20 protein-coding genes are annotated in these 23,606 nt (G+C 48.4%); 13 read left to right on the top strand and 7 right to left on the bottom strand.

Annotation, left to right across the window (positions count from 1 at the left end):
* Positions 1-10 precede the first annotated feature (10 nt).
* The 12 genes from BLV62_RS24980 to BLV62_RS24925 all read left to right on the top strand — a co-directional run bounded on the left by BLV62_RS24980 (position 11) and on the right by BLV62_RS24925 (position 15,744).
* Positions 11-1,630, top strand: a complete 1,620-nt coding sequence (locus BLV62_RS24980; protein ID WP_089765355.1) for a carbohydrate-binding protein — start codon at positions 11-13, stop codon at positions 1,628-1,630.
* A gap of 8 nt (positions 1,631-1,638) precedes the next feature.
* Complete coding sequence (locus tag BLV62_RS24975; RefSeq protein ID WP_168927984.1) at positions 1,639-2,703, top strand: DUF5007 domain-containing protein; 1,065 nt, start codon at positions 1,639-1,641, stop codon at positions 2,701-2,703.
* 46 nt (positions 2,704-2,749) lie between these two features.
* The gene (locus BLV62_RS24970) at positions 2,750-5,920 is read left to right on the top strand and encodes a SusC/RagA family TonB-linked outer membrane protein (RefSeq protein ID WP_211117963.1); all 3,171 of its coding nucleotides are present in this window, start codon (positions 2,750-2,752) and stop codon (positions 5,918-5,920) included.
* 28 nt (positions 5,921-5,948) lie between these two features.
* A complete protein-coding gene (locus BLV62_RS24965; RefSeq protein WP_089765352.1) occupies positions 5,949-7,457 on the top strand; it encodes a RagB/SusD family nutrient uptake outer membrane protein in 1,509 nt (502 codons plus the stop codon).
* Between the two features lie 11 nt (positions 7,458-7,468).
* Positions 7,469-8,185 carry a hypothetical protein gene (locus tag BLV62_RS24960; protein WP_089765350.1) on the top strand — a complete coding sequence of 239 codons (717 nt, stop codon included), beginning with the start codon at positions 7,469-7,471 and terminating at the stop codon, positions 8,183-8,185.
* A 19-nt stretch (positions 8,186-8,204) separates the two neighbouring features.
* Entirely contained in the window at positions 8,205-9,797 is a 1,593-nt protein-coding gene (locus BLV62_RS24955) for a DUF5008 domain-containing protein (RefSeq protein ID WP_168927985.1), read from the top strand.
* Positions 9,798-9,811: 14 nt separating this feature from the next.
* Positions 9,812-11,569 (top strand): DUF4983 domain-containing protein, encoded by a 1,758-nt coding sequence (locus tag BLV62_RS24950; RefSeq protein ID WP_168927986.1) that lies wholly within the window; start codon positions 9,812-9,814, stop codon positions 11,567-11,569.
* A 28-nt stretch (positions 11,570-11,597) separates the two neighbouring features.
* Positions 11,598-13,040, top strand: coding sequence for a carbohydrate-binding protein (locus BLV62_RS24945; protein ID WP_089765345.1), 1,443 nt, complete (start codon positions 11,598-11,600; stop codon positions 13,038-13,040).
* A gap of 141 nt (positions 13,041-13,181) precedes the next feature.
* Positions 13,182-13,544: a DUF5655 domain-containing protein gene (locus tag BLV62_RS24940; RefSeq protein WP_089765390.1), complete on the top strand. Its 363-nt coding sequence runs from the start codon at positions 13,182-13,184 to the stop codon at positions 13,542-13,544.
* A 64-nt stretch (positions 13,545-13,608) separates the two neighbouring features.
* Entirely contained in the window at positions 13,609-14,688 is a 1,080-nt protein-coding gene (locus tag BLV62_RS24935) for an AI-2E family transporter (protein ID WP_089765344.1), read from the top strand.
* An 11-nt stretch (positions 14,689-14,699) separates the two neighbouring features.
* Positions 14,700-15,182 carry a hypothetical protein gene (locus BLV62_RS24930; protein ID WP_089765342.1) on the top strand — a complete coding sequence of 161 codons (483 nt, stop codon included), beginning with the start codon at positions 14,700-14,702 and terminating at the stop codon, positions 15,180-15,182.
* 34 nt (positions 15,183-15,216) lie between these two features.
* Positions 15,217-15,744, top strand: coding sequence for a GNAT family N-acetyltransferase (locus BLV62_RS24925; RefSeq protein ID WP_089765340.1), 528 nt, complete (start codon positions 15,217-15,219; stop codon positions 15,742-15,744).
* Between the two features lie 8 nt (positions 15,745-15,752).
* On the opposite strand, the gene BLV62_RS24920 is transcribed toward BLV62_RS24925, so the two are convergent.
* Both BLV62_RS24920 and BLV62_RS24915 read right to left on the bottom strand, forming a co-directional pair.
* Positions 15,753-16,067, bottom strand: coding sequence for a hypothetical protein (locus BLV62_RS24920; protein WP_089765338.1), 315 nt, complete (start codon positions 16,065-16,067; stop codon positions 15,753-15,755).
* A gap of 7 nt (positions 16,068-16,074) precedes the next feature.
* Positions 16,075-16,863 carry a DUF899 domain-containing protein gene (locus BLV62_RS24915; RefSeq protein ID WP_089765336.1) on the bottom strand — a complete coding sequence of 263 codons (789 nt, stop codon included), beginning with the start codon at positions 16,861-16,863 and terminating at the stop codon, positions 16,075-16,077.
* Between the two features lie 140 nt (positions 16,864-17,003).
* Between BLV62_RS24915 and BLV62_RS24910 the strand changes: the two genes are divergently transcribed.
* Positions 17,004-18,875, top strand: coding sequence for a M1 family metallopeptidase (locus BLV62_RS24910; RefSeq protein WP_089765335.1), 1,872 nt, complete (start codon positions 17,004-17,006; stop codon positions 18,873-18,875).
* Positions 18,876-18,919: 44 nt separating this feature from the next.
* Here the strand turns inward: BLV62_RS24910 and BLV62_RS24905 are convergent, their stop codons facing one another.
* The 5 genes from BLV62_RS24905 to urtC all read right to left on the bottom strand — a co-directional run bounded on the left by BLV62_RS24905 (position 18,920) and on the right by urtC (position 23,596).
* Entirely contained in the window at positions 18,920-19,567 is a 648-nt protein-coding gene (locus tag BLV62_RS24905; protein ID WP_089765333.1) for a response regulator transcription factor, read from the bottom strand.
* The gene (locus BLV62_RS24900; RefSeq protein WP_089765332.1) at positions 19,564-20,970 is read right to left on the bottom strand and encodes a sensor histidine kinase; all 1,407 of its coding nucleotides are present in this window, start codon (positions 20,968-20,970) and stop codon (positions 19,564-19,566) included. The genes BLV62_RS24905 and BLV62_RS24900 overlap by 4 nt, the downstream gene beginning before the upstream one ends.
* Before the next feature lie 85 nt (positions 20,971-21,055).
* Positions 21,056-21,778, bottom strand: a complete 723-nt coding sequence (urtE, locus tag BLV62_RS24895) for an urea ABC transporter ATP-binding subunit UrtE (RefSeq protein ID WP_089765330.1) — start codon at positions 21,776-21,778, stop codon at positions 21,056-21,058.
* A complete protein-coding gene (urtD, locus tag BLV62_RS24890) occupies positions 21,775-22,530 on the bottom strand; it encodes an urea ABC transporter ATP-binding protein UrtD (protein WP_089765328.1) in 756 nt (251 codons plus the stop codon). The genes urtE and urtD overlap by 4 nt, the downstream gene beginning before the upstream one ends.
* Positions 22,511-23,596 (bottom strand): urea ABC transporter permease subunit UrtC, encoded by a 1,086-nt coding sequence (urtC, locus tag BLV62_RS24885; RefSeq protein ID WP_089765389.1) that lies wholly within the window; start codon positions 23,594-23,596, stop codon positions 22,511-22,513. Before urtC ends, urtD begins: the two co-directional genes overlap by 20 nt.
* Positions 23,597-23,606: the final 10 nt, after the last annotated feature.

Raw genomic sequence — 23,606 nt, 5'->3', positions numbered from 1 at the left:
ATTATTTCTTATGCAAAAGAATATATTTCGTTTTAGTGGGCTGGCCATCCTGGTAATACTCTTCTCGTACATCGGTTGTAAGAAAGACAGCGGGTATTACGATTATGAGAATGTGGTCCATGAATTTTCAGGCAATACCTACGAGTTTTTGAAAAGCCAGCCGGGAGTTTACGATTCTTTCCTCTATGTGATCGATAAGACCGGATTCGCCGATAGCCTTATAAATGGTTCCTACACGGTATTTGCGCCGACAAACGCCAGTTTCCAGGAAGCCATTTCCAATATGAACAATCTTCGTAAAGCGCAGGGACGGCCTATGCTTTACCTGTCTACCTCCGCGCCTAACCAGTTGGATTCGATGGTGGCCTGCTATATCATCCCCGGCATTATTCCTTCCGACAGCATGGCTACACAGGATGGCATCGACTTCCTGAGCGCCAGGTACGGGTTCAGGATGCATGGCAAATATCGCAGCACCCGCTCGGAAGGATATGTGAAAGGAGGGCCGGGAATTATAGAATTCAGCAACACCAAGAACGTAGTGTACACCCGCCAGTGGAGCACCAGCAACACGGTGGCGGTAGATATCAAAACCAGCAACGGTTTGGTGAACGTAATGGACAGGAACCACATCTTCGGGTTCGATGAATTTATCGGCCGCATTAATCCCACATTGCCGGCTCCTTTCTACGGTTATCCTTTACCTATCCCCGGTACTATCGGGTTCGAGCTGTTCGATAAAGGCGGCGAGTCTGTTGGCTACCACGACAACGACGGCCCCAATAACGGCGGTAAGTTCAGGCCAAACGAAGGAGTGGATATCCAGGATGCAGGCAATGGAGAGAATGGCTATAACATAGGCTGGACATCATCCGGCGAATGGTTGAAATACACCGTGATGGTAAGTGAAACCAACAAGTACAGGCTGCTCGTTCGGGCCGCCGCCAACAGAACGCCGGCACAGGGCGGCGGTACCCTGCACATGGAACTGGACGGAACAACCGTTACCCCTGCCATCAAGATCAAAGGAACGGAAGGCGACCAGAACTGGGTAGAGCATGAAGTGATAACCAGGGAGCTCACAGCAGGGAAACACGTGCTGAAGGTAAGTTATGACCTGGCTTTCTATAACCTCCGTTTTATGCGGTTCCTGCCGTTAGACAGCGTATTCCCTGTACCGGGTACCATTGCCGTGGAAGAATTTGACCAGGGCGGCGAAGGCGTGGGATACCACGATGCGGATGCTTCCAACAATGGCGGCAAATACAGGACAAACGAAGGCGTGGATATCTCACAAACGAAAGAAGGCGGCGGATATAATGTTGGATGGACCAGCGATGGAGAATGGCTCATGTATTCTATCCGTGTCATTAAAGATGGCGATTACTTCTTCAAAGCAAGAGTAGGCAGCCCCAATGATCCTAACGGCAATAGCCGCTTCCACTTCGAGATAGACGGCCAGGATGTTACAGGGCCTATGACCTGTCCTAACACCGGGGGCTGGGAAAACTGGACAGACGTGGTATCCGCACGGCCTGTATCACTGAAGAAAGGAACATACAAAATGAAATTCTTCCTCGAGAACGGGAACTATAATATCAGGTCATTTACAATTAGTGAAACTAAATGATGAAAGTTATGTCAGGACAACCAAAATATTATTTCATCAGCCTTGTATTGCTGTTGGCTGTTACGCTCGGCGCCTGCAGGAAATGGCTGCCTGAAGACCTGGACTACCTGAGTCCTAAGGCCGGGTACACCCAGAAAGTATTTAACCCGGTATTAGGCCGTACCACCGTGTATTCAAGGGTTTTTAATACCGATAATTCCACTACGCCGCTGTCGTTCAGGATCGTGAACGTGAGGTTGAAAAGCACGGGAGAAATTACCCACGACCTGGAAAAGATGGTGCCGGTGTGGGTTTGGAAGAAAGCATATACAGGCGATGAGAAATCAGTAGCCGAGATCGATGCCAAAAGAACCCAGGAAAATCACCCGGTTTGGGAGATCAGGGAAAAGTCGGGCGACTTTATTCTCTGGAATACAGCCGACAGTACTATGCTGCGGCAGATGCCTGACCCGGGCTACCTGTTCGATGTTGTTGTTACCAACTCCGGCGGCACCAACACATACAAGGATATTTCCCTGGCTCCGATGTGGCAGTTGCCTTATAGCCCTGCAAAGGATATAAACCCGCTGACAGGCCAGCCAATGACAGAGAAGTATGTGAATGATACCAACCAGACGGTATTGATCTATAATCATCCTTCGGTTTCGAATATGATAGGCGACAGTACCGAATTGCCTATTATAAACGACAGCGTGAGAGTGCTTTTCCGTAAAACCGGCAACGGCAGTTCAGTGAGCTTTAAATTCCTGAACAAGGATTCAGTGCTCATGGACCCCGCGCTGTTTACAAAAACGCAACCCCTGGATAGTCTCATACACGGGTTTAATGCCAAACGCTCTGCGACCGCTATCCGCTACGACGTGGCATACCCCATCCCGGTAGTGAATTTTCCTACCAGGTGGACAACTTCAGACGGCTCCCAGGCCAATGTCAGCTTTGCGTTTGACAGGAAAGGGTTTGGAGGGCGTACGATCAGGGCCACGCTTAACTTTCAATTTGCCATATACCAGAAAGGAGACTGGGATGTCATTTTCTTCTTTGCCAGCGACACCCCAAGGTTCAGGGACGAGTGATGAGGGTATATAAAGCGAATTAAATTATTCTAAACGATCTGATGTTATGAAACCATATAAAAATTCAATTCTTCATAAAACATACAGGCAGGGCAAAGCGGTAGGTTGGCTGCTGGCAATGCTCCTGCTTACAACAGTTGCGCAGGCCCAGCAACCCAAGATCACGGTTACCGGTACGGTGAGCGATAAGGAGTCGACGGAAGCAATGATAGGCGTAGGCATCATGGAGGTGATAGGCAAAACGTCGAAAGTGATTGGCGTAACAGACGCAAAAGGAAACTTCAGCGTCCAGGTGTCGCCCGAGGCTTCCCTTACCTTCCGTTTTGTAGGGTACAGGGAATATACCGCCAAGATAGGCACATCCCGCCGCCTGGATGTTCGTATGTCCATTCGTGAAAACAAACTTACAGAAACGGTGATCATCGGTTACCAGACCAAAACCAGGGAGCTGACAACAGGCAGCTCCGTGGTGATCAGTGGTAAGGACCTGCAGGACGTGCCGGTTTCCAACGTTGAACAGCTTATGCAGGGCAGGGTAGCGGGTCTGAATATCCAGAACAATACAGGCGCCCCGGGCGGTCGTGGTATGATCGCGATCCGTGGTCTTTCCAATATTACTGTTACAGGAAGCGGTAGTAATTCTTTCCTGACCCCGACTTCTCCTTTATACGTGATAGACGGAGTACCGATAGATGCAGATGCCAACTTTACATACGGGTTCCAGACGCCGGGTCCCGGTGTGAGCCCTTTGTCTCTCATTCCGCCGGAAGATATACAAACATTTGAAGTGCTTAAAGATGCACAGGCGACAGCCTTGTATGGTTCCCGCGCCGCCTATGGGGTGATCGTGATCACGACCCGCAGAGGTAGTTCCAAAGTGCCGGTAGTGCGTTATACTGGCAACTTCTTTATGAACACGCCGCCGGAGTTAAGAGCAACCATAGGAGGTAACATGGAACGGCAGATCCGGATCAAGGAGATCATGCAGAACGGCACCTATGCCGACTGGCAGCGCATTTCGCAGACGCCTTTCCTTTCAGACAGTCTTAATCCCTATTACAACAGTTCTACCAACTGGCAGGGCATCTTCTATAGAACAACCTATAACCAGACGCATAACGTTAACATCAGCGGAGGGGATCCTACATTTAACTATAAGACGGATCTCTCGTACTACCATGAGAACGGCATTATCCGCAATACAGGTTTTGACAGGTATTCTATCAACACCAACATGAACTACCAGCCTACACCCAAGCTGAAAGTATTTGCCATGCTGAATACGCAGGTGGGTAACCGGAAGCTGGGCAGCGGCAATGGCTTGCTGCAAACGGGTGTTGCAAGCAACGGGCAGTCATCTTCCCTCTTACCCGATCCTTCTTTCTTCCTTACTACCTCAGATATGCTGGGAGCTTTGGAAGTACAGAACAATAACAAAACGCTGAACATCACCAGCAGCATCGACGCCAGTTACCAGTTGATAGACGGGCTTAGTTTAGGCTCCAGCGTTAGTTATACCTATGCGTCCAATACTTCCGACAAGTTTGTGCCGGCAGCCGCCAATAACGACTATTCACAGGTAGAAGCGTATGACGACCGCAACTTTACGCTCTATAACCGCAACAGCATCACTTACTATAAAAGCATCAACAAGAAGCACAATTTCACTGTAATGGGGTTCAACGAGATCTATAACAGGGGAATGCAGGCCCGTGTGATCCGGCAGGATAAAATGCCTAACGATCAATACCAGGGGCCGCTGGGCTACGGTAAAGAAGGTTCCAACGGCGGCGGATTGCTGGATAACTTTTCACAAGGCCATACGGCTTCTTTTGCAGGGACTTTCTCCTATAACTACATGCAGAAATATATCCTGGACGCCAGTTACAGGATGGACGGGACTTCCGCTACAGGCTTCAAAGATCCTTACTCTAAAAACCCTTCAATAGGTTTAAGATGGAACTTCAGTAAGGAGAAATTCCTGGAAAATTCATCCAACTGGTTATACTACGGTTCCTTACGCGGGAGCTGGGGGCAGAACATTGTTCCGATGGCCGACCTCTTTGCCATCTACGGAGCTTATGGCCCAAGGGGTACATATAACGGCAACCCGAGAATAGGTACGGATTTCGGGCAGATGCCGAATCCTGATCTGAAACCAACTACTACCACGCAATACAATGGCGGCGTGGAAGCAGGGTTCTTTAAAGGCAGGCTGGAAATGGTGTTTGACGTGTATTACAAATCTGTTCTCAACCTGCTTCGTTCCAAGCCCCTGCCGGATATTACAGGCTTCAACAGTGTGATCACGAATGAAACCTCGCTGGTGAACTATGGTTACGAGCTGTCGCTGACCTTCAGGCCTCTTCCTCCAACCAATCCTGTTCAATGGAGCATTTCCGTTAATGGCGCCCTGAACAAGGATATCCTTACCCGCCTGCCGGGCGATGCAAGGCAGCTTATCCAGACAGACCAGGGTCAGTACACGGTATTCCGCGTAGGCAGGAACTCGCTCAGCAATTACCTGCTGACCACTAAAGGCGTATATGGCAATTTCGATGATGTACCGGTAGATCCGGCAACCGGTTTGCGTTACCGGGCCGATAATGGTACTTTCTTTAAAGCAGGTGATCCGTACTGGGAAGACAGGGACGGCAACTACATCCTCGACGCCAACGACTATACGATTGCAGGTAACTCCCAACCCCTGGTTACAGGAGGTATGCAGTCGATGCTTACCTACAAAGGATTCTCCTTTAATATGAACGCTTCTTTTACTGCAAAAAGGGATATCCTGAACGACGCGCTGGTACAAAGGATGCAATACCTCGGCCAGCCGTTTGATCAGCGTTCCATTGTTGATTTCAATTCCATCAATTACTGGAAAGCTTACGGCGGGAATGCCAGGTATCCTAACCCTTTCGACTACACGAGAGCAGGCGCTATCAATCCTTTCCGCGGCGATCAGACCCTGTTCCAGGAAGACGGATCTTATTTCAAGATCAATACCATCACGCTGGGGTATACGCTTAATAAATATATCACGGAACGGTTCGGCCTGAACACGGTTCGTTTCTACCTGACCTGCAATAACGTGAAAACATTCAGTAATTACAGTGGTCCCAACCCGGAGAACGTATCGTCACTGGGCCGCGACCAGTCTAACGGTTACCCGATTGCCCGGTCCTGGAACTTCGGGCTTAACGTACAGTTTTAAGATAATTTTTACCTAAAAGAAATTGAACATGAACCGCAGGATTATCTGTTTACTCGCATTGCTCTCGGTTGTTCCGGGCAGTTGCAAAAAGTTCCTGGACGTAAAGCCGCTGGACAGACTTTCAGGAAACGCTTTTCTGCAGACCAAACAGGATGTGGAGAATAATCTTTGGGATACTTACGGATTGCTGAGAGATAAGCTGGGATCCTGTCCTTTTCTTCCGAATGCAGGAGACGTGCGTTCGGGAATGATGGCAGAATCGCCGGAAGAGAAGCAACGCAACTATGTACACTTCGTATCAGAAAATGACCTGGCTAACTTTATCGCTATCCGTGGTAATGATGGTTTATATCACTGGAATGAATTAACCAAATGGCAGGGATTTTATAAGGTGATACAGGCGGCTAACAACCTGTATTACGAATTGGGCGTTCGCAAGATCGGCGGCGTTTCTGAAGCCCAGGCAAAAGCCTACCAGGCGGAAGCGGTTTTCCTTCGCTGCGTTACCTATTGGATAATGATAAGAGTATGGGGAGATGTACCCTACTATACAGACGCCTATCATATAGATCCGCTACCCAGGGAAAACCATGTGACGGTGGCTAAAAACTGCCTGGACGACCTGATGAAGGTAAAAGACGATCTGCCATGGAACTATGGCAATGCCGCTTATTTGGGTGTACGCGCCACCAAAGGCGCATTACTTACCCTCATTATGGAACTGGATGCCTGGGCGGCAGGTTTTGATAAAGCCAATGCAAAGAAGTATTTCCAGCAGGCAGTGGATGCCGGTACGGAAGTGGTGAACAGCGGCCAATACAGCCTGCTGCCATTGAGCGAATACCGCCAGCTGTTCCAGGGCCGTACCCGTGAAAGCCTGTTTGAAATAGCGCAGAACTCCAACTATAATGAAGTGATCAGGTATAACACCTTTTCTGACCTGGTACTGCATTTTCCTTATAAGCGCCCCGTAGCAACGCACCAGTGGAGTTACTCGTATTACCGCGCTTCTTTCCTGACTATGCTATTCCCGCCGGGATCGCCGGACGGCCGTACGCAGGTATGGTTTGATGAAAACATGTTTGCAGACAACGGGGATTTTCAATACCTGAAGTTTGTGAATATCTATGCCATTACCGACGATGAAGATTATAACCCCGATGGCAACGTGATCATTTTCAGGTATGCGGATGCTTTGCTGCTATTAGCCGAAGCGCTGGCTGAAGTAGGAGGAAGGGATGATGATGCAATGGCAAGACTGAATGAAGTAAGAACAAGGGCGTTTGCAGCGCCCGTTTCAGGTTTGACAGGCGAGGCCCTGAAAGATGCCATTTTCGCGGAGCGGGCCAGGGAACTGATGGGAGAAGGCCACTATTTCTTCGACCTGGTAAGAACCGGGAGGATATTCAGCTCTAAATGGACTTACCGCCCGTTCACGCAACTGCAGTTCGACCAGGGAGGATGGACATGGCCTTTGGACGCATCGGTTCAGAACCAGAATCCATACATCCAGCTTAATTTATATTGGCTCAAATAAAACCAGCAACTATGTATTCACATCATAAATATTTATTGATCCTCTTGCTTGCGCTGCTTGGCTTCAGCGCCTGTCAGAAAGAGAAGGATTATTACCTGGATTCAGGTTTAGCCAACCCTTACTTTAAAGGCTCGGTGATCGATTACCTGGATGCGCAACCTTTCCTCTTCGATTCTGTATCCACCATCATCGACCTGGCAGGGATGAAGGAGGTATTGAAGTCAGATACCGTTACTTTTTTCTCGCCGCTGGACTACAGTATCCGCAACCTGATAGTTGAAACAAATAAATCGCTGTACGAAAATGGTTATGATACTATCCGCGCGTTGCAGGAAATTCCTGCCGCTATCTGGCGCAAATACCTGAACCTGTACATATTTCACGGGGCTAACCAGTTGAAGGATTACCCGCAGATAGACTTCAACCTGCTTATCAATTACCCCGGGCAGGCTTATTACTCATGGGATAAGCAACCTATGAACATCGGGGTTGTCTACAACGATGCAAACGGGGTAAAGTATGTAGGGTACCGGCAACTGACCATTTCCTTTATACCCGATGCCTCCAAACCGATGGATGGCTGGAGAACAGCTTCGGTGGCTTCCTGCAACATACTCACAGATAACGGGGTGGTACATGTGTTAAGCACCGCACATTCCTATTTCGGTTTCGACCAGCAGAGATTTTCCAGGGATGTTGCTGCCGCGCTCACTGCGGCGGGTAAATAATCTATTAAACATTATGCAGATGAGTTTCAAATTTCGTTATATCCTGCTGGCGCTGATGATCTATATAGGCTTTAGCACCAGTTGCACAACAAAAGAAAAAACATACGAAGATCCCTATGCAGGAGGACGACCTGTATTAGGCATCAGGATGAGCACCGATTATCCTGAACCCAGGATGGGAGAGCCGGGATCTGTGGTTAAGTTTAAGGCTACAGGACTTTTACCTTACAAGAACACGCTTAGGTTCCTCCTGAATGGCGAGCCTGCCGAAGTGGTGGGGATCGACAGTACTGGCATCCAGGTGAAAGTGCCCGAATCTGCCAGTACCGGGGTGGGAGCCGTAGCGGTAGACGACAGAATCGTGTTCGGCCCGGTATTCCGGGTGACGGGAAAACTGCAGCTGGATAATAGTTTCAAAGCCACAGTAGGCGCCGACCGGGTGATCACCGATGTATTGGTTTTGGCTGATGGAAGGATGATCATGGTAGGAGATTTTACCGACTATGAAAGGAAAGGAACGGTAAAACCTATTAACCGTATCCTTATGACCACGAAAGACGGCGACCTGGATCGCAGCCTGCTGACCGACGGCGGGTCTCCCGGTTATATATCCAGCATTGCCTCCCTGCCAAACGGAAAAATGGTAATAGGAGGAGGTTTTTCTTCCTATAACATACACCTGGGAGAGATCAGCAATATTACAGTACTGAACAGCAACGGAACTATCGATAGCATGGTGGTAAGAACGTTTACCAACCAGGATACGGTACCGGCTTTTAACGGCGGCGTAGATGGCAGCATCAGGAAGGTGTTTACAAACGGCAACTCCATTACAGCGATAGGCGGCTTCAATTTCTACCTGCAACGGGTATACGGCTATGGCGACTACAGGGGGAAATATGATTCGCTGGCCATTGATTCCGTACGGATCAAAAACCTCGTGCGTTTCTTCCCTGACGGATCGCTGGATTCTTCCTTCAACTATAACCTCGCGCTGCATAAGAGCTTCGACGGACCGAATGGCCCCATCAATGACGGGTTTATGCAGGAAGACGGCAAACTGATACTCGTGGGACGCTTCACCAAATACAACAACGAGGCGGCTAACAATATTGTAAGATTAAATGCCGACGGCAGCATAGACCGTACATTCAAAAGCGGCAACGGATCGGATCTCGACATTTCATCCATCACCTATAATAAGTTTACTCACCGGTTTACGCTGGCGGGCAATTTCACCACTTTCGACGGGGTAGAACAAAACGGGCTGGCGCTGTTAAAGGAAGACGGGTCGCTGGACCAGGCATTCAAAGGATCTACAAAGGAAAATACGGATGTATACGAGTTTGCCGCCCAGCTATCGAACGGCTGGATGATCGTAAGCGGCAACTTCAGGAATTACGGGGGGGTACATCGCGGCAACTTCATGGTGCTGGACCAGAAAGGCGCCTTGCTGAAAGGGTACAATACCAATGGCGACCTGGGAGGAGTGGTAAGGCATATTTATGAAACAAAAAATTTTGCGGGACAGATACAGGTGTTGCTGACAGGAGGCTTCGACAAGTTTGACGAGCAACCTGCGGGTAATGTTACGAGGATTTTATTAAAATGATTAATTCATTGAACATGCAGAAATATAACTGGAAACAAAAAGGAAGATGGCTGTTGTTGCTGGCATTGGCGCCGGTAATGTGGCTGGCATGTAATAAAGGATTTGAAAGAGTGTTGCCACCTGGAGAGAACAGCGATACTACCAGCGCTGTGAGTAAACGCCCCAAGGTATTGATGGTAGTGCTGGATGGCGCCAGGGGCCAGTCGGTACGCGATCTTAATAGTATAAACATCAGCGCACTCACAGAACATGCCATCTATTCCTGGAACGCGATCTCGGATGCAGACATCAATGGTTATACAACCTGGGCGGATATTCTTACAGGGGTGACTAAAGATAAACATAGCGTTTACGGTACCGACCTGACCAACACTAACCTGAACAACTTCCCGGTTTTCTTTAAATATATCAAACAAAGACAGCCATCTACCCGTATTGCAGCTTATACAACAGTGGGGGAAATAGGCAGTAAGCTGATCACGGACGCTGATGATAACCGGGCGTTCATCAACGATGACGATGCTGCCACAGAGGCAGCGCTGGGCGAACTGAAGAATGACAGCGCAGGGATCGTAATGATCCAGTACAGCGATATGAATACAAAAGGAAAGCAGTTCGGGTTCGACCTGAGCGTTCCGCAGTATCGCGCCGCCCTGGAAAAAGCGGATGATAACCTGGGAGCTTTGTTGTCGGCTGTCAGGCAACGTAAAACATATAAGCAGGAGAAGTGGCTGGTAGTGGTTATGTCGAGCCATGGCGGGCCTTTTGCCATTGCCCCGGAAGAAGATGATCATACCATCCTGAGCAATCCTAATGTCAATAACTTCATCCTCTTTTACACCGAAGACTATCTCCCGTCGTTCATCGACAAACCGTATACCGGTAACCGTTATGCAGGTAAAGGCCTGCACCTGTCGGGCGATGCAGCGAACGCCGTTTATGCGACGATAGACAATAGCCGGAATTATGATATAGATGAAAAGAGCGGGTTGACCATTGAACTGAAGATCAAGGTTATGCCGGGGGTAAACGGGGACTATACCTATTCCAATACCGCTATCCTGTCGAAAAGAGCATCGCTGGATGCAGGAGAAATTGGTTGGGCCATAGTGTTGAACCAGAAAGGCTGGCAGGTGAATGTAGGCCGCAATGCGCCGGGAAAAACAGATAACGTGGTAGTGAATGGCGCGGATATCAGCGATGGCAACTGGCATGATGTTGCCGCCGTTATTGTTACGGATAGCGCCAGCGGCGCCCGTACCCTGAAAACCTATACCGATGGCAAACCTAATAACAGCGGCGATCTGACAGGTTCGGGCAACCTGAACAGTACAGCGCCATTACGGTTGGGATACCTCCCATACGCGGGTAGTTACCCGGCCCCGGATGCGTATGTTACAGAAGTGAAGATCTTCCTGGAAGATGCTACCGATCAGAACATCGCCGACTATGCCTGCCAGACTTCCATGCCAACATCACACCCCCTGTACACAAAACTCCTGGGCTATTGGCCCGCAAGGGATGGGCAGGGAGCAAGCCTGAAAGACCAAAGTACCTTGTTGACTGATTTCACCGTGCATGGATCTTTCAGCTGGATCAACTTCGACAATCTAATCTGTCCTGCTTCTCCCAATAACATTGCCCAGACCATGCCGCAGTCGATCGATGTAAGTCGCCAGGTAATGGACTGGATGCAGGTGGCCATAGACCCGGCCTGGAACCTCGATGGCAAGGTATGGACTACCCGGTATGTAAGCATGATTAATAACTAACCAGGCATTTAGCCTTAAAGATAACAGGATGAAATACACTAAATACTTCTCTTTGCCCCTGTTGCTGGCAGCAATGTATTCCTGCGAAAAGAAGGATATTAAAGGCGAAGAGATCAATGTTCAGAAAGTAAGCGTGGCCCTGCAAAGCAATAATGGCATGTTGATGGTACCAGTGGCGGATACCGGCTATGTAAAGGAGGCCTTCACGGTGGATATTCCGTTAACTGTCAAACTCTCTGATGCCGCGCCTTCCATATTTGATATAGGCGTTTCCGTGAATAACGATACCATCACTAACCTGATAGCACAGGGTGCATTGGAAAACGCGGTATTACTGCAGCCGGAAGATTATTCGCTGCCTTACCGCATCACCGTGCCGTTTGGCTCTGAAAATGCCTCTTTCAAGTTGAAAGTGAACCTGGGCACCTTTGAAAAATATTACGGGCAGCGGCTGGCATTAGCAGTAGAGCTGAAAGACCCTACCAAGAACAATTCGCTGGAAGAAGGTAAGAAAACAGTGATCGTGCAGATCAATACCACGGCTATAGTGCCGGTAGACCAGATCCATTACGTTTACTTTACAGATTTTGGAAAGCGGATAGATGTACCGGTAGAAAAACCTAAGAATTACGTGGTTGGAAACGGTATTGTACAGGTGCCGCTGAGTGTAAGTTATACCAGCAGCGCCGGGAAATCCTTCTACCTGAAGGTAACTCCAAACCTGGATACGGTGCCTAAACTGATAGCCTCGGGAGCGTTGCCGAACACAGTGGCATTGACAGGAGGCGGGTTTGCATTGCCAGACTCCATCACGTTCAGGGATTTCAATAATACTTTGAGTTTCCCGGTAAATGTCAACCTGGCCAATTTTACAGCTAACCCGGGTAAAAAAGTGGCGTTGGCAGTAGACCTGGTGCAACCGAGCATGTACAAGATCGATTCGGCCAGGCGTACCATCGTTCTACTGGTGGATGCAGATGGGTTAAAATACAATCCTTACCTGGGCGTTCCGTTCCTGTTGCCGGCTTCCATTGGCGCGTCGGGCAGCATAACCATCAAAGCCGCCGATTTCGACCTGGGCGGCGAAGGCTGGGGGTACCACGACAATGATCCCAACAACCAGCCGGGTACTTACAGGCCAAACGAGGGAGTGGATATTGAAGGAAATGGAAATAATATTGGTTTCACGGGAGGCGGTGAATGGATGAAATATACGGTTGAAGCGCCGGCAGACGGAGAATGGGATTTCGCTATCGGCATCGCCTCGCCGAATAACGACCAGAAAATGCACGTGGAAGTTGATGATGAAAACCAGACAGGTTCAATAGACATTCCCAATACTGGCGACTGGCAGAAATACGCCTATGTGCATACAACTATCAGGATGAAAGCAGGCAGGCACCTGGTGAAGTTCGTGTTTGAAACGGGAGGAGCTAACCTGAAAGATTATGTGCTTTACCGCAAAAAATAGCTCACTATAAAGCTGCGCCTCTCTTCGGCCACGCGCCGGGGAGAAGGCGCAATGCGTAATTGTTTATTATTCGACCTGATATGCACTGCCGGCCTTTCAAGGCTGGCAAATCTTTTTATCCTATCTTTCAGCGAAAAAAAGATGCAATCGTTGTACGAGGACCCTGAACTTGTAAAATTTACCAGTGGCAAGTCGGATGTTACCCTTTCCTTATTATCGCATTTCCTGGAGGCCTGCAGCCAACAGGCCGCCGTTTCTGTTTCCCCGGCCAAGACAATGATCAGCGTCGGTACAGGGAAAGGGAAAGTATGGATCACACAGCTGGGAAAGAATTTTGTACATATCGTTTTCCCTTTTAAAGAACAGTACCCGGATAACCTCTGTTTCCAGAAAATAGCCCAGGTGCCGGGACAAAACCAATACAATCATCATTTCAGGATGTACAGCAAAGAAGACCTGAATGAAGAAGTGTTGTCGTACCTCCGCAAGGCGCTGGTGGGCTAACCTGCTGTATTGATACGCATAAGACGATAAATTAGTAAATTCATGTAACTGTAAAGAAGCGCTTATGAATACGCATTTTCGTCAAGGTTCCCGGAACCTGATTGAAACGGTTCTTGTTCTGTTATTGTTGCTGGGATTACTGTTTGCCTTGTACCAGGTCCTGCATATATTTTTCGGTGTGCTGACGTTTGCTCTTATTTTTTCCGTTTCTTTTCATCCTTTATTCGAAAAGGTAGTGTTGAAGATGAAAGGAAGAAGAAAGCTGGTAGCAGTGCTTTATACCATTGTTTTGATAGCGATAATAGCCCTGCCCGTTACTTTTATCATCAGTGCGCTGAGCAAGCACATGCGTGAAATAGTGGACTGGGTGAACGATACCCGGCAGAATGGGTTGCCGCCTTTGCCTTCCTGGCTGGTGGCGCTTCCATACATCGGGCCGGATATCAATACCTTCTGGCAGCACCTGCAGGAAAGTCCGCGGGCTACTATGAGCGGGCACGAAAAACAGGTAGGCGTGGTGATAAGGCATGTATTGAGCGGAGGCGCCGGAATCGTAGCCGCAGCCCTGCAGCTGATCATCGGGATCATTATCTCTGCATTCTTCCTCGTAGGCGGCAACAATGCCGTAAAGCCGGTTAAATCGACCATCCAGCACCTGCTGGGGAAAAAAGACGGTGAAGAATTGTTGGATGCAACGATCATGGCTATCAAAGGCGTGTCTATCGGCGTGATGGGCACTGCTTTCATAACAGGCATCGTTTCCTGGATCGGGTTTGCCATAGGAGGCGTACCTTTCGCTTTGGGATTATCAGCATTGGTGTTCTTTGTAGTGTTGATCCAGATAGGCCCGTTGGTGATCTGGATACCGGTAATAATCTGGATGGCCACGCAAGGGCACCCGGGCATGACATTGTTCCTGGTGATCTATGGCGCAGGTTTGCAGATAGGAGAATACATTTTAAAACCCCTGCTGATCGCCAGGAGCGGCAAGCTCCCTTTCCTGGTACTGTTCCTGGGGGTAATAGGAGGACTGGCAGCCTGGGGATTCACAGGGATATTCAAAGGCGCCATTATTATGGCAGTATTCTATACCGTGTTCACCTCCTGGCTGGCTGGTAAGAACGGAATACATGCAAAAGAGTAATTTAGAAATATATGAAAGCCGCATCGGTTAGCGATATTAAAAAGGAATTGCAGACATTGCCTCCATCGGAGTTGCTGGCAATTTGTTTACGACTGGCAAAATTCAAAGCGGAAAACAAGGAGTTGCTTACTTACCTGCTGTTCGAGGCAAATGACGTTCGTGGCTTTATTGCCAGCGTGAAGGAGGAAATAGACGAGGCCTTCGCGGAAATAGGGAGGGATCGTACCTACCTGGCGAAGAAAAAGCTAAGGAAGATCATCCGTATAACGAACAAGTATATACGCTATATGGGAAATAAAGAGGCTGAGCCGGAGTTATTGCTGTATATATGTCAACATATGAAAGATGCGTATATGGTGAACAGGCGAAACGTGCAGGTGCAGAACATCTACATGCAACTGCTGAAAAAATCCGTTAAGGTAATTGCTTCTTTACATCCCGACCTGCAATACGATTATGTGAGAGTAGTTAATCAGTTGGAAGTTGATTTGTAGCATTAATTCAAAAGCTGTATTTTCCCGTTTCGCTATGAAAACTATCACAGAAACACCGCAACTGCAATTACGTACTTTCTCCGCAGATGATGATGCATTTGTATTGTCGTTGCTGAACACTCCCTCATGGCTGAAGTATATCGGCGACCGGAAAGTAAAGACCCTGAAAGATGCGCAACGTTATATCATGAACAGTTTGTTGAGGTTGTATAAAGACCAGGGCTACGGCGCCTGGGTAGTAGTGCTGAAGGAAACAGAACAACCTATCGGTATTTGCGGCTTGTTTAAGCGCCGGTACCTGGAACACCCCGACCTCGGTTTTGCTTTTTTACCCGATGCGGAAGGCAAAGGGTATGCGTATGAAGCCTCGGTAGCGGCATTGGAATATTCGCAACGGCAGCTGCATTTGCCGATGATCTATGCAATCACCCATCCTGAAAACCGTCGCTCGGGCCGTTTGCTTACCAGGCTTGGATTTAACCAGCATGGCACTATTCAGCCGGCGGGAGAAAGTGAGCCACTGCTTTTGTTCAAAAAACTCCTTTTTGAAGGCTGGAAATAATCATCAGCCTATTTCACCTCTTTGCGGGCCATTAGTTTCCTGGCCAGCAGTAAAGCCATTATAGCCAACATGCCGGCAGAAAATACCACGAGCCCGGTACGCAGGTAGCTAGCCGTGGTTACCGATAGCGTAACGCCGGTACCTATTGCGATATACGCCGCCAGGCAGATCGGGCATTTAGGGATCAGTACCAGGGTGATGCCCGGGATCAGCCACCGGACTGATGTGCTAATTTTTTGCGCGATACTGCGGGGGCTTGTGGCAGCTGTTTGCCTGCCGGCACTCTTGCCCGTTTGAGTGCCGCAGGCGCAACTTCTTTTCATGTTCGTATTATTTTGAACTGCAGCAGGAAGCTGTTGTATTGGGAGTCGTATAACTGTCGTGCCGCCGGATCCATTGATCAAAAGGCGCCAGGCTTCTGCCCAATGGCGCAATCTCGAAATACCTTAAAGCCACTGCCTGGAATTCGCCGCCTCTTGCAAACGTGGAATAGGTATGGTAAATATCCCCGTTCTCATCTTTATAAAAAACACTTACGCCGGGCAGGTCTTCCGTCTCAGTTGAAGGATTTTCTATTGCTGCGTAGTTGTAGGTGATGTATCCTTTTGCCAGGTCGGCCTTGGTCCAGGATACATTGTAATCGTAGTTGAAATCATTGTTCTCTGACGATACCCAGTTAAAATGCCAGCCCATTCTTTTCTTATAAGCGTTAAGTTTGGCCAGCGGCGCCCTGGAAACTGCAACTACGCTTACATCGTTATTTTCGAGGTGCGGCAGTGCGCCGTCTATGCTGTCGGCAGATAAAGAGCAGCCCGGGCAACCTTCTGCATCGTCCGGGCCGAACATAAAGTGCTGAACGATCAGCTGCCGGCGCCCATCGAAAAGATCGGCCAGGGTAACAGGGCCGTCAGGACTGTTAAACGTATATGCTTTCTCCACTTTTTCCCAGGGCATTGCCGCCCTGGCCCTTGCAACTTCATCTTGCAGCCTGGTTAATTCTTTTTCCTTCAGCAAAAGTTTTTTTCTGGCGATCAGCCAGTCGGTATGTGAAACTGCTCTGGAGGCAGGACTGGGTTTAACTAACTCATCTTTAAAACCAGTCGTCGCATTTGTTTGCATAGTGATCTGCTTTTGATGTGATACAAATGTCTGAAGTTCGTACGACTTGGAACGTCGGTAATTGCGCCTTTTTTCGGGGGCATTTGTGCCATTTCAGGATGATTGGCTATTTTTAAGCCCACAACAATCCAATACGGCTTATGAAGAAACTATGTGTTATGCTGCTGGCATTCTTGTATGTGAACAGCGTTGTAACAGCACAGGAATTGTATATGCCCCGCAATATCCGCCAGGCGTATAAGAACAATACCCGGTCTGTGACCGGGGCGCCCGGAAAGAACTACTGGCAGAATAAAGGGATCTACCAACTGCATATCACCGTTGATCCGCCTTCCAGGAAGGTTACCGGCACTACGGCGATCAGGTATATCAACAACAGCCCCGATACCCTGAAGGATCTCGCAATCAGGATACTGGTCAATATTCACAAACCGCAAGCCACCCGCTCAGGGTATACAGCCAAAGATTTCCTGACAGACGGGATGGTTATCGACAGCCTGGTGATCAATGGTACATTGATCCCTTTCAATAACGATATAGGAACGATCGGAAAAGTAAAATTGCCTCAGCCTTTGAAACACGGAGAGCAGGCAAACGTTTTCATTAAATACCGCTACGATCTCTCCGTGCTGAGCGGGAGGGAAGGCATGCTGGATGCTACCAGCGCATTCCTCGCTTACGCTTACCCGAGGATCTCAGTGTATGATGATTATAACGGCTGGGATATGCTGGAGCATTCAGACAGGGCTGAATTCTATTCCGACTTCAATGATTATGATGTTATGGTGACAGCACCTAAAGACTACGTGGTATGGGGAACCGGCGATCTGCTGAATGCCGCTGAAGTGCTGCAGCCGGAAATAGCCGGCAGGTTGAAGAAATCTTATACCTCCGAGGAAGTGATCCATATTGCTGATAAAGCAGAGATGGAGCAGAAGAAAGTAACCAGGCAACAGGACTGGAATACCTGGCATTTTACGGCCAAACACATTGCAGATGTAACTTATGCGGTGAGCAATCATTATGTCTGGGACGGCGCCAGCGCCGTTGTAGACAGCAGCAACATGCGCAGAGCCAGCATGCAGGCTGCCTATAACGATACGGCTGTTGATTTCCGGAATTCCGTGAAGTTCGGCCAATATGCCCTGAACTGGTTTTCGCACCACTGGCCCGGGGTGCCGTATCCCTTCCCGGTAATGACAGCCGTACAGGGCTTCGCCGATATGGAATATCCTATGATGGTGAACGATGGTTCCGTGGGCAACGACCTGGCCTTTGCCCAACTGGTGCAGGACCATGAAATGGCGCATACCTATTTCCCTTTCTATATGGGTATTAATGAAACCAGGTACGCCTTTATGGACGAAGGGTGGGCCACTACATTCGAGTACCTGATTGCGATCGCAGAAAAGGGAAAAGAAGTGGCCGATAATTTTTACAGGAAATTCAGGGTGAAGAAATATATAAGCGATCCATCGACGGAGGAAGACCAGCCTATTATCAGCATGTCTACACAAGTGAGCGGAATGGGCTATGGAAGTAACTCCTACGGAAAAGCCTCCCTTGCTTATCTTGCGTTGAAAGACCTGTTAGGCGACCAGCTTTTCCGCAAATCCCTGCATGCCTACATGGATAACTGGAATGGCAAGCATCCAATCCCATGGGATTTCTTTTACGCTTTCAATACTGCCTCAGGTCAGAACCTGAACTGGTTCTGGAATAACTGGTTTTTCAGCAATAATTATATAGACCTGGGTATTGTATCGGCCAGCCAGCGCGGAAAGGAACTGGGGTTGAAAATAAATAACGCCGGCGGTTTCGCTATCCCGTTTGATGTGGTGCTTACCTACGCAGATGGTACCAGCTCCAGGGTACATCAGACACCTGCAGTATGGAAAGCAGGGAAAACGATTGCATTAAAAGTGAAGGCAGAGAAACAGGTGAAAGAGGTGCTGTTAGATGGAGTTTTGTATATGGATGCTACAGAGAAAGATAATAAAGTAACTTTATAAGGAAATGGAAGACGCGGAGCACTGCTAACCTCCGCGTCTTCCATCTAATTTAACAGGTTATTTGTTTTGCAATATTCAATAGCTTCTTCGATACTATTTACCTGGAATTTGCGGAGTATGTTCATCCTGTGCGTTTCTATAGTCCGGATACTCAATTGCAAAGACTCCGCAATATCTTTATTGTTCTTCCCCTGGTTGATCATTCCCATGATCTGTTCCTCTCTCCTGGACAAGGAGATATCCTGGCTGCCTCCATTACCCTGTCTTGCATCGAGGTATTTTTTTACCAGTACATCACTTACTTCCCCTATAAAATAATACTTTCCCTGGTGAATGGTGCGAATAGCATTCAGCAGGATCTTGTTGCTGGTATCTTTCAATATATATCCTCTTCCTCCCATTTCAAGGGCGGTAGCTACATAATCGGGTTCATCGAACAGGCTGAAGAAAAGTATCCTGCCCTGGGGATTTTTCTGCAATAACCGGGAACTGGTTTCCAATCCGTTCAGTCCGGGCATGCGGATGTCCATCATAATAACATCGGGTCTGGCTGTTTCCAGTATATGCAAGGCGTCTTCGCCGCTGCTGGCTTCTCCTGTAACTTCCATGTCAGGTTCGCTGTTGATCAGTTGCTTCAATCCATTCCTGAAAATTTCATGATCATCTACTAAAAACACACTTATTTTTTTCATTGCTGATAAGTTAATTCTAACTGTACGATTGTTCCGGCGCCGGGAGCTGATATGATCTGGAGGCTGCCTCCCAGCAGTTCAGCTCTCTCTTTCATGTTCCTGATACCATTGACTTTTTTTGCCAACTCTTTTGAGAACAGCTGGTGACTGTCGAAATGGAAGCCGCATCCGTTATCCCTTACTCTTAGTTGTAACCAACCGGGACTGCCGTCTATCTCGATCTCTATCGTGTCGGCTCCCGAATGTTTCATAGCATTGTTCAATGCTTCCTGCAAGATACGGTAAATGCCAATTTCTACCTCTCTTGGCAATGGAGCGCCGCCCAGGGTTTCTTCCAGTAAAAAAGTAATACCCGGAGCAGTCAGCCTGGCGTTTTTGATCAACTCTTCTATAGCCGCCTTTAGCCCGAAGTCTTCCAGTACGCTGGGCAGCAGGTCGGCGCAGATGCGCCTTGTTTCTGTAATAATGCTGCGCATCATATTATTCAGGAGCGTGATCTCGGGGTCGGGTTGCGGGCTTCTGTCTTCTACCTGTTCCAGCTTCATCCTGAGACTGGTCAGCATCTGGCCTATCCCGTCATGTATTTCTGTCGCTATTCTCTTTCTTTCTTTTTCTACCCCGTTAATAATAGAGTAAGACCTTATCATTTGCTCGGTTTCCTGCCGCAGCAATTTTTCCTGGTTGGCCAGTTGTACCTGTTCCGTAAGCTGCCTGGCCTTTTCCTGGGCAGTGACCAAGCCGCGTATGATCTTCCGGATGCGGGTGGAGAGGGGGTAAAAAATAACCGCTACTTCCAGTAGCAGCGTAAACAGTACCAATCCTAATACGATGTATTCTATTTCTTTCAGGTTCCTGATCCTCTCTTTACTGAACCTGTCGTAATCGAACACGATCAGCTCCATGCCTATGAGATAGGACTTTTCATAAGCCAGGATGGTTTGTACGTAAGGCCTGATATGAGCCGGGTTGAAGGCGGTATCTCTATACAATACGGTGATCATCTGGCTGGCGGCATTCCATATTTCCTGGTGCGGAGTTCTGATGATCTCGAACATTTGCCTGAGTTCATCCTGGTCGTTGGCCGGCAGGTTAAGGAAGTTGCTTCCTTCCTGCAAGCCTTCATGCGATTTTTGCCATTGTTTAAGCGTATTGATAAATTCTTTCCTGTTATCTTCTATATCCCTGCCCGATTCCAGCAGCAGTGCCAGCTTGCTTAGCGTCTGGCTATAAGTGCGCAACCTGGCTGCGAAGTTGATCACATGCGAATCATTCATCTGGTGATTGAGCGCCTGCTGTATCTTTATCTGGCTGAATACCGATAACAATGCAATCGTTGTCAGTGCAACGGCATAAAGGATGGTGAATATTTTGAAAACGCTTCTGTCTTCAGATACAGGATGCATAACTACCAGGCTTTTTAAAAGGCATATGGATCCAGCCGGCAGATATACTGGCTGGATCCATGCAATTATGATAAAACGTTACCGGCTATACGGAAATATGTTTCTCTAATGCTGTATGCTTCAGCTCTTCCGCGGCACCGTCCATTACCATTTTACCTCTGTCCATAAAATAGTAATGATCAGACACCTGGTTGGCGAAATCGATCTTCTGTTCTACCAGCAATACAGAAATTGCTTTCTCTTTAACCAATTGCTGCAATATACAGCCAATTTCCTGGGCAATGGAAGGTTGAATGCCTTCGGTTGGTTCATCAAGCAATAACAAAGTTGGATTGCTGACCAATGCCCTGGCAATAGCCAGTTGCTGTTGCTGTCCTCCGCTCAGGTTACCGCCGGCCCTTTTCCTGAAGTCCTTCAGGATGGGGAAAAGATGGTAGATCTCCTCTTCCGGCACTTTCGCATTTTTATCCTTATGCGCGGTCAGTCCCAGTTGCAGGTTTTCGTAAACAGTCAGTTTAGGAATGATTTCCCTGCCTTGCGGAACATAGGCGATGCCGCTTTTAGCTTTTTTGTGAGAAGGCATGAAAGTGATGTCTTCGTTCCCGAAGGTAACAGTGCCTTCCTGTACCGGCAACAGGCCCATAATTGTTTTCAGCAGGGTAGTTTTTCCTACACCATTCCTGCCCATTACAGTAGTAACGGCGCCTTTCTGCATAGCGAGGCTGGTGCCCCGAAGAATGATACTTTGGTCGTATGCCGCTACCAGGTTATCTACAACCAGGACAGGGGCTGAAAAAGCATGTATCATAATGTTTCAAGTTGTGCGTTGGTTCTTCCTAAATAACAATCGATCACCCGCTGGTCGTTCTTTACTTCTTCAAAAGTTCCTTCCATGAGCCTTTTGCCCCTGACAAGCACGGTAACGAGGTGATTGGCGATCTGTTCAACAAACTTCATATCGTGTTCAATAACGATGATGCTGTGTGTATTGGCCAGCTCCAGGAGCAGGGCTCCTGTTTTTTCTGTTTCCTCGTCCGACATCCCTGCTGCAGGTTCATCTATCAGCATCAGGGTAGGGTCCTGCAGCATGACGATGGCGATTTCCAGCCATTGTTTCTGCCCGTGCGACAAAGCGCCTGCCTGTTTGTAGATCACCGTGTTCAGTTGCAGGCGGGCTGCTACATCATGAATCCGTTCTGCAATGGCAGGCGATACTTTAAAGAAAAGCGTCGAAAAAATATCCTTCTTTGTTTTTACAGCCAGCAGCAGGTTATCATATACGGTGAGTTCAGGGAAAACGCTTGGCTTCTGGAACTTCCGGCCAATGCCCAGTTCGGCGATCTGTACTTCGCTTTTACCCAATACCGGTTTTCCTTTGAAGATCACTTCCCCGCTATCAGCTTTTGTTTTCCCGCAGATTATATCCAGGAAAGTGGATTTGCCGGCGCCATTGGGACCAATGATCACGCGCAATTCTTTTTCTCCCAGGCTGAAATGATCCAGGTGCAGGGCATGTACCCCGCCAAAGGAAACGGAAAGATTATTTACTGTCAGCAACATATCGGTTGGTAGTTTGAGAGGTTTTGAAATGCAGGCCGGGAATACGTTGACGAACAGTAGCTACCAGCCCTATCAGTCCTTTATCGAAATACAGTACTGTCAATACAAACAGGAAGCCCAGTATGAAGAGCCAGGAGTCCGGGAACCAGCTGGTGCAAAGGCTGTACAGGAAGTTTACCAGCAGGGCGCCGATCACTGCGCCTTTCAGGTTGCCTCTTCCTCCCAGGGCTACCCACATCACCATTTCCACGGAGGCTTTTACATCCATCCGGCCCGGGGTGATAATACCTGTCTGGGGCAAGTATAGCATACCGCCCACAGCTGCTAACAGTGCCGCCAGTACGAAAACTGCCAGTTTGAAATTCGCTGTTTTGTATGCGGTGAAACTCACCCTGGATTCGCTGTCCCTGATGGCCTGCAATACTTTGCCAAACTTTGAGCGGGTAATGCGGTGGCAGGCGATATAGGCCAGGCATAATACTGCAAACGATACCAGGTACAGGCTTAGTTTCACCTGGGCGGAAGACAGGTCAAAGCCCAGGAGGGTTTTAAAATCCGTCAGGCCGTTGGTGCCTCCCAGGTTGGTTTCGTTGCGCAGGAACAACAGCCACATGGCCAGGGTTAAGGCCTGCGTAATAATGGCCATATAAACGCCCCGTATCCTGCTCCTGAAAAGTACGTACCCGATAAAAAAGGCAAACAGCGCAGGAATGATCAGGCACAATGCAAACGTTACACCTGCGTTGTGAAATGGTTGCCAGAAAAAAGGAAGTTCGGTGATCTTATTCCATGCCATGAAATCAGGCAGCGAAGTTTTTTGCAGCACCAGGTGCATGGCAATGCCATAACTTCCCAGGCAGAAAAAGAAAGCCTGGCACATAGAGAGGATGCCGGTATATCCCCAGATCAGGTCAATACCCAGCGCCGCGATCGCAAAGCAGAAGTACCTGCCCCAGATGGAAATGGTATTGATAGAGAGCAGGCCTGAAAGATAGGCGGCCGGTAATAATATCGCGAAGATGGCGACAAATAATATATAGTAAAGTGGTTTGTTATTCGTTTTCATAATCCTGGTT

This window comes from Chitinophaga terrae (ex Kim and Jung 2007) (assembly GCF_900107795.1).
GTDB classification, from domain to species: domain Bacteria; phylum Bacteroidota; class Bacteroidia; order Chitinophagales; family Chitinophagaceae; genus Chitinophaga; species Chitinophaga terrae.
The sequence above is the reverse complement of the archived record's forward strand: the minus strand, read 5'-3'. Positions and strand labels throughout refer to the sequence as shown.

Coding starts and splice junctions, on each gene's coding strand:
- BLV62_RS24980 (WP_089765355.1), top strand. CDS start 11: ATGCAAAAGAATATATTTCGTTTTAGTGGGCTGGCCATCCTGGTAATA.
- urtE (WP_089765330.1), bottom strand. CDS start 21,778: ATGATACATGCTTTTTCAGCCCCTGTCCTGGTTGTAGATAACCTGGTA.
- BLV62_RS24940 (WP_089765390.1), top strand. CDS start 13,182: ATGCAATCGTTGTACGAGGACCCTGAACTTGTAAAATTTACCAGTGGC.
- BLV62_RS24970 (WP_211117963.1), top strand. CDS start 2,750: ATGAAACCATATAAAAATTCAATTCTTCATAAAACATACAGGCAGGGC.
- BLV62_RS24910 (WP_089765335.1), top strand. CDS start 17,004: ATGAAGAAACTATGTGTTATGCTGCTGGCATTCTTGTATGTGAACAGC.
- BLV62_RS24950 (WP_168927986.1), top strand. CDS start 9,812: ATGCAGAAATATAACTGGAAACAAAAAGGAAGATGGCTGTTGTTGCTG.
- BLV62_RS24925 (WP_089765340.1), top strand. CDS start 15,217: ATGAAAACTATCACAGAAACACCGCAACTGCAATTACGTACTTTCTCC.
- BLV62_RS24915 (WP_089765336.1), bottom strand. CDS start 16,863: ATGCAAACAAATGCGACGACTGGTTTTAAAGATGAGTTAGTTAAACCC.
- BLV62_RS24920 (WP_089765338.1), bottom strand. CDS start 16,067: ATGAAAAGAAGTTGCGCCTGCGGCACTCAAACGGGCAAGAGTGCCGGC.
- BLV62_RS24960 (WP_089765350.1), top strand. CDS start 7,469: ATGTATTCACATCATAAATATTTATTGATCCTCTTGCTTGCGCTGCTT.
- urtC (WP_089765389.1), bottom strand. CDS start 23,596: ATGAAAACGAATAACAAACCACTTTACTATATATTATTTGTCGCCATC.
- BLV62_RS24975 (WP_168927984.1), top strand. CDS start 1,639: ATGTCAGGACAACCAAAATATTATTTCATCAGCCTTGTATTGCTGTTG.
- BLV62_RS24905 (WP_089765333.1), bottom strand. CDS start 19,567: ATGAAAAAAATAAGTGTGTTTTTAGTAGATGATCATGAAATTTTCAGG.
- BLV62_RS24900 (WP_089765332.1), bottom strand. CDS start 20,970: ATGCATCCTGTATCTGAAGACAGAAGCGTTTTCAAAATATTCACCATC.
- BLV62_RS24935 (WP_089765344.1), top strand. CDS start 13,609: ATGAATACGCATTTTCGTCAAGGTTCCCGGAACCTGATTGAAACGGTT.
- BLV62_RS24965 (WP_089765352.1), top strand. CDS start 5,949: ATGAACCGCAGGATTATCTGTTTACTCGCATTGCTCTCGGTTGTTCCG.
- BLV62_RS24930 (WP_089765342.1), top strand. CDS start 14,700: ATGAAAGCCGCATCGGTTAGCGATATTAAAAAGGAATTGCAGACATTG.
- BLV62_RS24955 (WP_168927985.1), top strand. CDS start 8,205: ATGAGTTTCAAATTTCGTTATATCCTGCTGGCGCTGATGATCTATATA.
- BLV62_RS24945 (WP_089765345.1), top strand. CDS start 11,598: ATGAAATACACTAAATACTTCTCTTTGCCCCTGTTGCTGGCAGCAATG.
- urtD (WP_089765328.1), bottom strand. CDS start 22,530: ATGTTGCTGACAGTAAATAATCTTTCCGTTTCCTTTGGCGGGGTACAT.